A 12014-nucleotide genomic window follows, 5' to 3' on the forward strand; every position below is an offset into this window, starting at 1 on the left:
GGGTCAGTCCCCGCCGGCCGCCCGGCGCGCGAGGATCGCGTCGCGACGCGCCAGCCGCGACTCGCGCCGGATCTGGGCCTCGGCGAACCGGTGCCGGTCCAGGTCGGTCTCCGGCACCACCTGCACCACCGGGCGGGGCCGCTCGTCGTCGCCGATGGCCACGAACACGAGGTAGGCCGACGCCACGTGGCGGCCCTCGACCTCGGCGTCGTCCCAGCGCTGCGTGGTGACGCGGACGCCGATCTCCATCGACGTCGCGCCCGTCCAGTTCACCTGCGCCTTGCACGTGAGGATGTCGCCCACCCGCACCGGCTCGAGGAACACCATCTCGTCCATGGAGGCCGTGACGGCCTTGCCCCGCGTGTGCCGTGCGGCGACGGCCCCTGCGGCGTCGTCGACGGCCTTCATCACGACCCCGCCGTGCACGTTGCCGTGCAGGTTGGCGTCGACGTCCTCCATGATCCGCGCGAGGGTGACCCGGCTGAAGGAGGTCGGCGTGGGCGCGAACGGGGGCTGCTCGCTCATGCGCGGAGCCTAGCCATGCGCGTCCCCCGGCCACGGGCCTCGTCGTACCCTGCGTCGGTGATCCTCATCGACCCGCCGCAGTGGTGGCACCGCGAGCGGTGGTGGGGGCACATGGTCAGCGACGAGTCCTACGACGAGCTGCACGACTTCGCCGCCCGCCTCGGGGTGCCGCGCCGCGGGTTCGACCGCGACCACTACGACATCCCCGAGGCGCTGCACCCCGAGGCCATCGCGGCCGGGGCGGCGCTGGTGCCGAGCAAGGAGCTCGTCACGCGGCTGCGCGCGGCCGGCCTGCGCCGGCCCAAGGGCCGCCCGGTCGCCTGAACCGGCCTCAGCCCACCGGCGGGAGGTCGGTGCCGGTGAGGGCCACGGACAGGTCCCAGAGCCGGGCGGCGGAGTCGCGGTCGACGGCGTGCGCGTCGACGCCGCGGTAGCGCGCGAGCGGCGAGGCAGGATCGGTGGGCTCGGCGACGTCGCAGTCCTCGCAGTAGACCCCGCCACGGCTCTCGAGCGCCGGGGAGGTGGCCGCCCACACCGACGTGGCGGCGCCCTGCTCGGGGGTCTTGAAGCCCTCGCGCACGTTGCCCTGCTCGTCCATCCACCCCAGGGCGACCATCTCCTCGCGGGCCATGTGGCGCTGCAGCGGCGTCATGATGCCGCCGGGGTGCACCGCGAACGCGCGCACCGACTCGGCCGCGCCGAGGGCGTCGAGGTGCACGGCGAACAGGCTGTTCGCCGTCTTCGACTGGCCGTAGGCGCGCCACTTGTCGTAGGGCTCCGCGTGCCACATGGGGTCGTCCCAGCGGATGTCGGAGAGCTTGTGCCCCGTGGACGACAGCGACACCACCCGGGCACCGCCGGAGGCGACCAGCGCCGGCCACAGCCCGCACGTGAGGACGAAGTGGCCGAGATGGTTGGTGGCCAGCTGCGCCTCCCAGCCGTCGCCCACGCGGGTCTCGGGGCAGGCCATGATGCCGGCGTTGTTGACCAGGAGGTCGACCGCCCGCCCGGACCCCACGACCCCCGACGCGAACGCGCGGACGCTGTCGAGGCTGCCGAGGTCGAGCTCGTGCACCTCGACGCTGCCGTCCACGTCGGCCAGCGCCTCCTCGGCCGTGGATCGCCGGCGCGCCGGGACGACCACGTGCGCACCCGCGCCCGCGAGGGCCCGGGTGGTCTCCAGCCCGAGGCCGGAGTAGCCGCCCGTGACCACCGCCGTGCGACCGGAGAGGTCCACGCCCGAGAGGACGTCGCGGGCCGTGCTGCCGTGGCCGAAGCCGGAGCCTACCGGCTGCTGCGGCGTCGTCCCCGGTGCGGGTGTGCGCCCTGAGGTTCCCTGCACGTCGTCCTCCGTGGTCTGGCCGTCGCGGACCCGACGACCGTAACGGCGCACGCCCCTGCCCGCCACGGCGACCGCCGAGGTGCTCAGCCGCCCGGCGCCCAGCGGCGCATCCGCATCGAGTCCTCGCCGCCGAGCGACCACGCCAGGGCGCGCTCCGGCCGCACGCCGTACAGGAGCGACGCGTCGTTGAGCGGCGCGTCCGGCAGGTACTGCGCGTCGTCGGGCGCCGCGTACTTCGCGGCGTACGCGGCGTTGACGGCGTCCACCCCACCTGCCGGGCCGAGCGCGACGGCCTCGCCGTGCACGAGGAGGACGTCGGACCCGCTCTCGAGGTGCAGCGCCACGCGCGGGTCGGCCGCGAGGTTCTGCGACCGCACCGCGTTCGGGTCGCCGTAGAAGTGCAGGACGTCGTCGACCACGACGCCCCACACCGGCACGGCGTGCGGCCCGGCCGGGCCGGACGTGGCGACCCACCAGTTCGCCGCTGCCGCGAAGCGCGCCGCGACCTCGTCCCAGCCGAGGCCGGCCATGTCAGCGGCCCGCGCTGAGCTCGGCGACCGCGGCGAGGAGGGCGTCGACGTCGTCGGCGGTGGTGTAGCGCACGATGCCCGCGCGCACGACGCCGCCGCCGGCACGCAGCCCGAGGGCGTCGACCAGCTCGCAGGCGTAGTTGTCGCCGTGCCACACGGCGATGCGCCGCTGCGCGAGGTGGGCGTCGACCTGCTCGGGCGTGAACCCGGCGACGGTGAACACCACGGTGGGGGCGCGGTCGGGAGTGACCGAGGGCCCGTGCACCGTGACGCCCGAGATGTCGTGCAGGCCCTCCTGCAGCTGCGCCAGCAGCCGCGTCTCGCGCTCGGACTCCTCCGCGATCGGCGTCGAGAGCATGAACTCGGCGGCCGCGGCGACCCCCGCGAGCACCTCGATCTGGGTGGTGCCGGTCTCCCACCGGAACGGGCCGACGTAGTCGGCCGGGCGTACGCGGTAGGGCTCCACCTCGGCGAGGATCCCGTGCCGCACGGCCAGCGCGCCGGCGTGCGGCCCGTACCACTTGTAGGGCGAGGTCGACAGCGAGTCGACGTCGAGGGCCGCGGCGTCGGTGGGCAGGTGCGGCACGCGGGCGACGCCGTCGACGTGGATGCGCGCGCCGTGCTCACGGGCGAGGGCGACGGCGCGCTCGAGGTCCGGCGCGTGCCCGGTGAGGTTGGACGCACCGCAGATCGCCACCCAGCGGGTGCGGCCGTCCGCGCACAGGCCCTTGAGCGGCTCGACGTCGAGCGTGCCGTCGACCGGGTCCACCTCGAGCATCTCCACGGTGGCGCCGGCGTCGCGCGCCGCGAGCACCCACGGCGTCACGTTGGAGTCGTGGTCGAGCTGCGTGCACACGATCCGGTCGCCGGGCTGCCACTGGCGGGCGAGCGCGCGGGTGAAGGAGAACATGAGGTTCGTCGTGCTGGGGCCGAACACGATCTCCTCGGGCTCGGCGCCCACCAGCCGGGCGGTGGCGGCCCGCGCGCGGTCGACCACGGCCCCGCTCTCGATGCTCGCGGCGAACAGCCCGCCGAGGTTGGCCGGCGCCGGCGAGCGCATGTAGTCGGCGATCGCGTCCACGCAGGAGTCCACCGGGAGGGTCCCCGCGGGACCGTCGAAGCGGACCCAGCCGTCGGACAGGCCGGGGAATCGGGAGCGGACGTCAGCGGTCATGCGCGGATCCTGCCAGCCCCGCCCCCGGACGACCCCACCCGGACCGGTTCAGGCGGGGGCGGTCCTGGCCGATGAGGGGGTATGGGCCGCCGCACGCCAGGATCCGTCGACCCCGCGGCGGAGCGGCAGATCTCCGACCTGCTGCGGACGGCGAAGGAGTCGCTGCACCTCAGCGTCGCGTTCCTCAGCCGGCTCGACGAGGACACCCAGTACCTCGAGGTCGTCGAGTCCTCCGGCCCGGCGTCGCTGTTCTTCAAGCAGGGCGTCACCCAGCGCCGCGAGACCACGTTCTGCCAGGCGATCCTCGACGGCCGGCTCCCGCCGGTGATCCCGGAGGTCGCCCGCAACCCCGTCGCCATGAGCCTGCCCTCCGCGCGGATCCCCCGGATCCGCAGTTACGTCTCGGTGCCCGTGACGCTCTCGGACGGCACCCTCTACGGCACCTTCTGCGCCGCCGGCCTCACCAGCGACAAGGGCCTGTCCAAGCGCGACCAGGCGCTCATGGAGGTGCTGGCCAAGGCGGCGGCGCTCGTGCTCGAGCCGGGCATCCGCGACCGCGAGCGCCGCGAGGAGATCGAGCAGCGCCTGCTGCCACTCATGGAGGTCCAGGGCGGCCCGGTCGTGGTGTTCCAGCCCATCGTGGAGCTCGCCACCGGTGTCCGGGCGGGCGCCGAGGCGCTGAGCCGGTTCCCCGCCGAATGGGGCCTGCCCCCGGACGTGTGCTTCGCCGAGGCGCACAGCGTCGGCCTCGGCGACCGGCTCGAGCTGCTGGCGCTGACCCGCGCCGCCGAGGCGCTCGACGAGGTGGGCGGGTACGTCGCCATGAACGTCTCGCCGGCCACGCTGCTGACCGCGGAGGCGCAGGAGCTGCTGCGCGGGCTCCCGCTCGACCGCGTGCTGCTCGAGCTCTCCGAGCACGACCCCGTGGACGACTACGACGAGCTCGGCGCGGCGCTGGAACCGTTGCGGCGCATGGGCATGCGCCTGGGGATCGACGACGTCGGCGCCGGGTTCTCCTCGCTGCGGCACATCGTGCTCACCCACCCGGACGTCATCAAGCTCGACCGCTCCATCGTCGACGGCGTCAGCCGCGACGAGGTGCTCTCGACGCTCGTGCGCTCGCTGGTGGTCTTCGCCCGCGGGGCGGGCGCGCGCGTGGTCGCCGAGGGCATCGAGACCGAGGACGACGCCGCCTGGCTGCGCGGGCTCGACGTCGACCTCGGCCAGGGCTGGTGGTTCGGCCGGCCGGGCCCGTCCGCGGACCTGGCCCCGACGGCCTACGGCACCCCTGCCCCGGCAGACGCCACGTCGCCCGCGCCGCCGGCCAGCGTCAGGACGGCCCGGACTTGAAGCGCCGCACCTCCTGCGGCCAGCCGCAGGCGACCGCGACCTTGCCGGCCCAGTGCTCGGCGGCGGCCCGGTCCGGCACGTCCACCACGGTCAGCCCGCCGAGCCACTCCTTGGTCTCGATGTAGGGCCCGTCCGTCACCAGCACGGACCCGCTCGTCGCGTCGGCGCTGAACGCCGACTCGACCTCCTCCTCCAGGCCACCGGCGAACACGTAGACGCCGGCGGTCTTCATCTCCTCGAGCACGGCACGGGCCAGGGGGCCGCGCTCGGCGAACCACTCCTCCGGGTGGTCGCCCACCCACTGCTGGTTGAAGAAGATCAGGTACTCGGCCATCGGCCACCTCTCCCGGCTCGGCGGGCCCGGCGCCCGCCCCACCCTCTGCACGAACGGCGCGGGCCGGATTCGACACCTGGCCTCGGTCGAGCCCTCATCGTGCCCGATCCGTCACCGCGCGGTGCCCGCCCGCCACGCCGGAACCGCATCCCGGGCGCGGTCGTCAGGTCTGGACCGCGGCGTCGAAGGCGGGCTCGTCCGCCAGCGCGTCTGCCGAGGGCTCGGCGTGCGCGAGCAGGACGGCGACGGCGTTCGTGGTGACGACCAGGAGGATCCCGGCCCATTCGTGCAGCGCCAGCACCTGGCCCAGCATCACCCAGCCGGCCAGCGCCGCGAGCACCGGGTTGACGCTCATGAAGACGCCGAACAGCCGCGGCGGCACGCGGCGCAGCGCGGTGATGTCGGCGACGTACGGGATGAGCGACGAGCCGACCCCGGCCGCGACCGAGTAGCCCAGGGCGGCGGCGGTCATGCGGCCGGAGACCACCAGGCTCACGAACAGCGGGAGGTAGACCAGCGCGCTGACCGACGTCGCGGCGGCCGGTGCCTGGAGGCCCGGGAGGCGTCCGCCGACGACGCGCTGGAGCAGGATGTAGGCCGCCCAGCACACCCCGGCCACCAGCGCCAGGCCGACGCCGACCCAGTCGCTCGAGGGGCTCGGCAGCACGAGCACGTAGACGCCGACCGCGGCCGCGAGCGCGAGCAGCAGGTCGCGCCGCCCGCGCGAGCCGAGCAGCGCCACCGAGAGCGGCCCCAGGAACTCCAGGGTGATGGCGAGGCCGAGCCCGAGCCGGTCGATCGCGACATAGAGCGAGAGGTTCATGGTGGCGAACACCAGGGCGAGCAGCAGCACGGGCCACCACTGCGGCCATGTCATCCGGCGCAGCGGGGGCCGCGCGGCCGGGACGAGCACGGCCGCCGCCACGAACTGGCGCACCGCCACCACGCCGGCGGGGCCGATCGTCGGGAACGCGTGGGCGCCCATCGCCGCGCCCACCTGGCTGCTCGTCGAGCTGGTGAGCATGATCCCCACGGAGCCCAGCACGGACCGTCGCGCCGTCGGCCCGGGGGACGCCGGCGGCGCGACGGTGCCGTCGGCCGTGCTCACCGGCCGATGATGCGCCCCGGCCCACTCATGCGGGAAATGCAGAACATGCATCTGTCATACGCTGGACGCATGGATATCGAGCTGCGGCAGCTGCGCGCCCTGCTCGCCGTCGTCGACGAGGGCACCTTCACCGACGCCGCCGCGGCGCTCGGCGTCTCCCAGGCCTCGGTGTCGCGCACCGTCGCCTCGCTCGAGCGGGCGCTGGGCACCCGGGTGCTGCACCGCACCACCCGAGAGGTGTCCCCCACCGTCGTAGGGGTCCGGGTGGTCGAGCACGCGCGCCGGGTGCTCGACGACGTCGAGTCGCTGCGCCGGCTGGCCGCCAGCGGCGTGGACGAGCTGCGGTTCGGGTACGCGTGGGCCGCGCTCGGACGCCGCACCACCGACGTGCTGCGCCGGTGGTCGCAGGAGCACCCCGGCACCACCCTGCTGCTCGTGCTGGCCCACACCCGCACGGCCGGGCTGGCCGAGCGGCTGACCGACGTGGCCGTGCTGCGTCGCCCGGTCGACGACCCGAGGCTGACCAGCATGCTCGTGGGCGTCGAGCCGCGGTGGGCGGCGCTGCCGGCGTCCGACGCGCTCGCCCGGCGCCGCACGGTGCGCCTCGACGACGTCGCCGGGCGCCCGGTGGCCCTCGACGCGCTCACCGGCTCCACCGGCCCGGAGCTGTGGCGCGCGGGCGGCACGCCCGCCGAGGTGCGCGAGACCAGCGGGATCGACGAGTGGCTGACCGTGATCGAGGCCGGCCTCGCCGTGGGGATCACGAGCGAGGCGACGGTGCACCAGCACCCGCGGCCGGGCGTGGTCTTCCGCCCGGTGCGCGACGCCCCGCCGGTGCCGGTCAGCATCGCGTGGCGCCGCGACGACCCGCCGCACGACGTGGGCGACCTCGTCGACCTCGTCCTGGCGGCCTACGCCGAGCCCGCGCCGGGGCAGCCACGGACCGCTCGCTGACGACCACCGGGCGACAGGTCCGGGCGGCGCCCACCCCTTCCGGGCGCCTGGCCGTCAAGGACACGTATGAGATCACCAGGCCCGCGTCAACAGACCGTAAGCGACGCTCGCGCGGACCCGTGGACACCGGTGAGATCGGTCGCAGGTGCCCGGAACCGGGCCGACAGACGGAGTGACCGATGAACGATCTCATCGCCGCAGGCGTCCTCGCAGCAGTCGGGCTCGTCCTGCTCGTCGTCAGCGCGAAGCTGGAGAAGCTGTGAGCTGGGAGGACCTGGTCTCCCTTCTGATCGGTACGGCGCTCCTGGTGTACCTCGTGGTGGCGCTCCTGCGCGCTGAGGACTTCTGATGCCGACGTCGCTGACTGCCGCGTTGCAGGTGGTCGCGCTCGTCGTGGCGCTCGCGGGGGCCTGGCGGCCACTGGGTGACTACATGGCGCGCGTGCTGGCATCGCGACACCACACACGTATCGAGCAGGTCGTGTACCGAATCGGCGGAGTCGCACCGGACGCCGACCAGCGGTGGCCGGTGTATCTGCGGTCGGTGCTCGCTCTCTCGCTGGTCTCCATCGTGGTCCTGTACGGGATACTGCGCCTTCAGACGTGGCTGCCGTACTCGCTCGGCCGGGAGGGCATGCCCGCACTGCAATCACTGAACACGGCCGTGAGCTTCGTCACCAACACCAACTGGCAGTCATACTCGGGCGAGCAGGCGCTTGGCTACACGGCGCAGGCTGCTGGGCTCGCGGTGCAGAACTTCGTCTCGGCCGCGGTCGGGATCGCCGTCGCAGCAGCGATGGTGCGCGGGTTCACACGCACGCGGACGGATCGCGTGGGCAACTTCTGGGTCGACCTGACCCGGATCCTGATGCGCATCCTCCTCCCGCTCGCGACCCTGGCCGCGGTCGTGCTCCTCGTGAGCGGCGTCATCCAGAACCTGTCAGGTGACACCGTCGTCACCACGCTGAGCGGCGGAACTCAGGTGCTTCCCGGCGGCCCCGTCGCTAGCCAGGAGGCCATTAAGGAGCTCGGGACCAACGGCGGCGGCATCTTCAACGCGAACTCCGCTCATCCGTTCGAGAACCCGACCGGGTTCACGAACCTGTTCGAGATCTTCCTGCTCCTGGTCATCCCCTTCAGTCTCACTCGGACCTTCGGGACGCTCGTGGGCGACATGCGGCAGGGCCGCGCCATCCTCGGGGTCATGGCGGCCCTGTTCACCGCCATGACCGCGATCGCCGTATGGGCGGAGCTGGAGCAACAGGGCGCTGCGCTGCAGCTCGCCGGGGCAGCGACGGAGGGCAAGGAGGTCCGCTTCGGCGTCCCGATCTCCGCACTGTGGGCGTCGGCGACGACGGCTACGTCGACCGGCGCCGTGGACTCCATGCACTCGAGCTTCACCGCGTACGGCGGTGGAGCGGCGATCGTGAACATCCTGCTCGGCGAGGTCGCCCCCGGCGGCGTCGGATCCGGCCTGTACGGCATGCTCATGGCGGCGATCGTGACGGTCTTCGTCGCCGGCCTCATGGTCGGCCGGACGCCCGAGTACCTGGGCAAGAAGATCCAGGCGCGAGAGATGAAGCTCGTCTCGCTGTACATCCTCACGACGCCTGCCCTCGTCCTCCTCGGCGTCGGTGCCGCGATGGCCACGGAGACCGGCAGGTCGTCGATCCTCAACCCCGGCGCGCACGGCCTGTCCGAGGTCCTCTACGCGTTCGCGTCGGCGTCGAACAACAACGGGTCCGCGTTCGCTGGGCTGTCGGCGAACACGGACTTCTACAACGCGGCCTTGGCCGTCGCGATGGCGCTCGGCCGCTTCCTGCCGATCTGCTTCGTCCTGGCCCTGGCCGGATCGCTGTCGGCGCGGCCGGTGACACCGGCCACTGCCGGAACGCTTCAGACCCACACGCCCCTCTTCGGCGGGCTGCTCGCCGGCGTCATCGTCATCGTCGCCGCGCTGACATTCGTCCCTGTCCTTGCCCTCGGGCCGCTCGCGGAAGGACTGTCATGACCACACCGGTGCTCGCGCCGGAGCGCGCCTCGGCGCGAGCGGTAGGAGCTGGCGCGTTCGACTTCCGTTCCATGGTGACGGCGCTGCCCGCCGCGCTGCGCAAGCTCGACCCGCGCCACATGTGGCGCACTCCTGTCACCTTCGTCGTGCTGGTCGGTGCGGTCCTGACCACCTGGTTCGCCGGGGTCCAGCCCAGCGTCTTCGCCTGGTCGATCACGATCTGGCTCTGGCTCACCGTCGTGTTCGCGAACCTGGCGGAGGCAGTGGCGGAGGGGCGCGGTCGGGCACAAGCGGCAACGCTGCGGGCGACTCGTCGGGACACCGTCGCGCGTCGCCTCCTCCCGTCAGGTGCGGAGGAGCCCGTGGCTGCCACCGAGCTGAGACTGGGCGACCGTGTCGTGTGCGAGGCCGGCGACGTGATACCGGGCGACGGCGACGTCGTGGACGGCGTCGCGAGCGTCGACGAGTCCGCCATCACGGGCGAGTCCGCCCCTGTCATCCGCGAGAGCGGAGGTGACCGCAGCGCCGTGACAGGTGGCACCAAGGTCCTCTCGGACCGGATCGTCGTGCAGATCACCGCCCCACCGGGATCCACGTTCATCGACCGCATGATCGCCCTCGTCGAGGGGGCCAACAGGCAGAAGACGCCCAATGAGCTGGCCCTCAACATCCTGCTGGCCTCGCTCACGATCGTGTTCCTTCTCGTGATCCTCACGCTGCAGCCTCTGGCGGTCTACTCCGGTGCCCCGCAGAGCGTCGTCGTCCTGGTCGCCCTGCTCGTCTGCCTGATCCCGACGACGATCGGCGCCCTTCTGTCCGCGATCGGGATCGCCGGGATGGACCGGCTCGTGCAGCGCAACGTCCTGGCCATGTCCGGGCGCGCCGTCGAGGCGGCCGGTGATGTCGCCACCCTCCTGCTCGACAAGACCGGGACCATCACCCTCGGCAACCGACAGGCGACCGAGCTCCTGGCGGCGCCCGGGGTGCCGGAGGAGGAGGTCGCCGACGCGGCCCAGCTGTCGAGCCTCGCGGACGAGACACCGGAGGGCCGCTCGATCGTGGTGCTGTGCAAGAACCGCTATGAGCTGCGGGCGCGCGACGAGGGCGAGCTGGGGCACGCGACCTGGGTCCCGTTCACTGCGCAGACCCGGATGAGCGGCGTCGACCTGGACGGACGCGCGATCCGCAAGGGCGCTGCGGGTGCGGTGTTCGCCCACGTCCGCGCGCTGGGTGGGACCGTCCCTGACGCCGTGTCTGCCACGGTGGACGCGATCGCGGGCTCGGGCGGCACGCCGCTCGTCGTCTGCGTCGACGACCGGATCCTCGGTGTCGTGCACCTCAAGGACATCGTGAAATCGGGCATGCGGGATCGCTTCGACGAACTGCGCCGCATGGGAATCAGGACCGTGATGATCACGGGGGACAACCCCATGACCGCTCGTGCCATCGCGGAGGAGGCGGGGGTGGACGACTTCCTCGCCGAGGCGACACCCGAGGACAAGCTCGCCCTCATACGCAGGGAGCAGGAGGGCGGACGGCTGGTGGCCATGACCGGTGACGGCACCAACGACGCCCCGGCACTGGCTCAGGCAGACGTGGGCGTCGCCATGAACACCGGCACATCTGCGGCCAAGGAGGCGGGCAACATGGTCGACCTCGACAGCAACCCGACGAAGCTGATCGACATCGTCGAGATCGGCAAGCAGCTGCTCATCACCCGAGGGGCGCTCACGACGTTCTCCATCGCCAACGACATCGCCAAGTACTTCGCCATCATCCCGGCTATGTTCGCCGTCGCGTACCCCGGTCTCGCAGCGCTCAACATCATGCGGCTGTCCAGCCCTGAGTCGGCGATCCTCTCCGCCGTCGTGTTCAACGCACTGGTGATCGTCGCCCTGATCCCGCTCGCCCTGCGCGGTGTCCGGTACCGGCCGTCGAGCGCGGCGCAGCTGCTGCGGCGCAACCTCTGGATCTACGGGCTTGGCGGCCTCGTCGTCCCCTTCGTCGGGATCAAGCTCATCGACCTGATCGTGTCCGCGCTGCCGGGGCTGGGGTGACAGCGGTGACCGCGACACTGCGCCAGGCCTGGGTGGGGGTGCGCCTGCTCCTCGTGACGACCCTCATCGTGGGCGTCGTATACCCGACCCTGATCACCGTGATCGGGCGCCTCGTGGCGGACAAGGCCGACGGCAGCCTCCTCACACGGCCGGACGGCACTGTCGTGGGGTCGCGGCTGATCGGACAGCGCTTCCAGGGCGACCAGTGGTTCCTCCCCCGTCCGTCCGCCGCCGGCGACGGATACGACGGGCTGTCGTCGGGCGGATCCAACCTGGCTGCCGACAACCCTGACCTCGTCGACGCGATCGCACAGCGCCGTGCCCAGGTCGCTGCGCGGGAGGGCGTATCACCCGACCAGGTCCCGGCCGACGCCGTCACCGCCAGCGGCAGCGGCCTCGACCCGCACATCAGCCCGGCATACGCCGAGCTGCAGATCCCGCGGGTTGCCCGGGTGCGCGGCATCAGCCAGGCCGAGGTACGCGCCCTCGTCGAGCGCAGCACCGACCAACCGTCGCTGGGTTTCATGGGTGAACCCGGCGTCAACGTCGTCGTGCTCAACCTCGCGCTGGACTCGCTCGGGTGAGCACGCGGTCCGAGGCGGGGCACGTGCCCGACCGCCACACTGGAGG

13 protein-coding genes are annotated in these 12014 nt (G+C 72.8%); 7 read left to right on the forward strand and 6 right to left on the reverse strand.

What is annotated here, in order from left to right; translation table 11 throughout:
• Positions 1–3: 3 nt before the first annotated feature.
• On the reverse strand, positions 4–525 hold the full coding sequence (locus GC157_17855) for an acyl-CoA thioesterase (protein MBI1379321.1): 522 nt from the start codon (positions 523–525) through the stop codon (positions 4–6).
• A gap of 15 nt (positions 526–540) precedes the next feature.
• On the opposite strand from GC157_17855, the gene GC157_17860 reads away from it, so the two are divergent.
• Positions 541–849 carry a DUF4031 domain-containing protein gene (locus GC157_17860; GenBank protein MBI1379322.1) on the forward strand — a complete coding sequence of 103 codons (309 nt, stop codon included), beginning with the start codon at positions 541–543 and terminating at the stop codon, positions 847–849.
• A 7-nt stretch (positions 850–856) separates the two neighbouring features.
• Here GC157_17860 and GC157_17865 read toward each other — a convergent pair whose 3' ends face one another.
• The 3 genes from GC157_17865 to GC157_17875 form a co-directional block, all read right to left on the reverse strand.
• Positions 857–1867 carry an SDR family NAD(P)-dependent oxidoreductase gene (locus GC157_17865; protein ID MBI1379323.1) on the reverse strand — a complete coding sequence of 337 codons (1011 nt, stop codon included), beginning with the start codon at positions 1865–1867 and terminating at the stop codon, positions 857–859.
• Between the two features lie 83 nt (positions 1868–1950).
• Positions 1951–2397, reverse strand: coding sequence for a pyridoxamine 5'-phosphate oxidase (locus tag GC157_17870; GenBank protein ID MBI1379324.1), 447 nt, complete (start codon positions 2395–2397; stop codon positions 1951–1953).
• Between the two features lies 1 nt (position 2398).
• Positions 2399–3571: an aminotransferase class V-fold PLP-dependent enzyme gene (locus GC157_17875; protein MBI1379325.1), complete on the reverse strand. Its 1173-nt coding sequence runs from the start codon at positions 3569–3571 to the stop codon at positions 2399–2401.
• Positions 3572–3652: 81 nt separating this feature from the next.
• Between GC157_17875 and GC157_17880 the strand changes: the two genes are divergently transcribed.
• Complete coding sequence (locus GC157_17880) at positions 3653–4921, forward strand: EAL domain-containing protein (protein ID MBI1379326.1); 1269 nt, start codon at positions 3653–3655, stop codon at positions 4919–4921.
• Here GC157_17880 and GC157_17885 read toward each other — a convergent pair.
• Both GC157_17885 and GC157_17890 read right to left on the reverse strand, forming a co-directional pair.
• Entirely contained in the window at positions 4902–5255 is a 354-nt protein-coding gene (locus GC157_17885) for a hypothetical protein (GenBank protein MBI1379327.1), read from the reverse strand. The two genes, GC157_17880 and GC157_17885, sit on opposite strands and share 20 nt — an antisense overlap.
• 163 nt (positions 5256–5418) lie before the next feature.
• Positions 5419–6279 (reverse strand): EamA family transporter, encoded by an 861-nt coding sequence (locus GC157_17890; GenBank protein MBI1379328.1) that lies wholly within the window; start codon positions 6277–6279, stop codon positions 5419–5421.
• Between the two features lie 153 nt (positions 6280–6432).
• On the opposite strand from GC157_17890, the gene GC157_17895 reads away from it, so the two are divergent.
• The 5 genes from GC157_17895 to kdpC all read left to right on the forward strand — a co-directional run bounded on the left by GC157_17895 (position 6433) and on the right by kdpC (position 11968).
• Positions 6433–7317 (forward strand): LysR family transcriptional regulator, encoded by an 885-nt coding sequence (locus tag GC157_17895; protein ID MBI1379329.1) that lies wholly within the window; start codon positions 6433–6435, stop codon positions 7315–7317.
• Positions 7318–7576: 259 nt separating this feature from the next.
• A complete protein-coding gene (gene kdpF / locus GC157_17900; GenBank protein MBI1379330.1) occupies positions 7577–7666 on the forward strand; it encodes a K(+)-transporting ATPase subunit F in 90 nt (29 codons plus the stop codon).
• Positions 7666–9327 (forward strand): potassium-transporting ATPase subunit KdpA, encoded by a 1662-nt coding sequence (gene kdpA, locus GC157_17905; GenBank protein MBI1379331.1) that lies wholly within the window; start codon positions 7666–7668, stop codon positions 9325–9327. The genes kdpF and kdpA overlap by 1 nt, the downstream gene beginning before the upstream one ends.
• Positions 9324–11384: a potassium-transporting ATPase subunit KdpB gene (gene kdpB / locus GC157_17910; protein MBI1379332.1), complete on the forward strand. Its 2061-nt coding sequence runs from the start codon at positions 9324–9326 to the stop codon at positions 11382–11384. The genes kdpA and kdpB overlap by 4 nt, the downstream gene beginning before the upstream one ends.
• Complete coding sequence (gene kdpC, locus GC157_17915) at positions 11381–11968, forward strand: potassium-transporting ATPase subunit KdpC (GenBank protein ID MBI1379333.1); 588 nt, start codon at positions 11381–11383, stop codon at positions 11966–11968. The genes kdpB and kdpC overlap by 4 nt, the downstream gene beginning before the upstream one ends.
• Positions 11969–12014: the final 46 nt, after the last annotated feature.

It is taken from the genome of Frankiales bacterium (genome assembly GCA_016125335.1).
Classification (GTDB): domain Bacteria; phylum Actinomycetota; class Actinomycetes; order S36-B12; family CAIYMF01; genus Longivirga.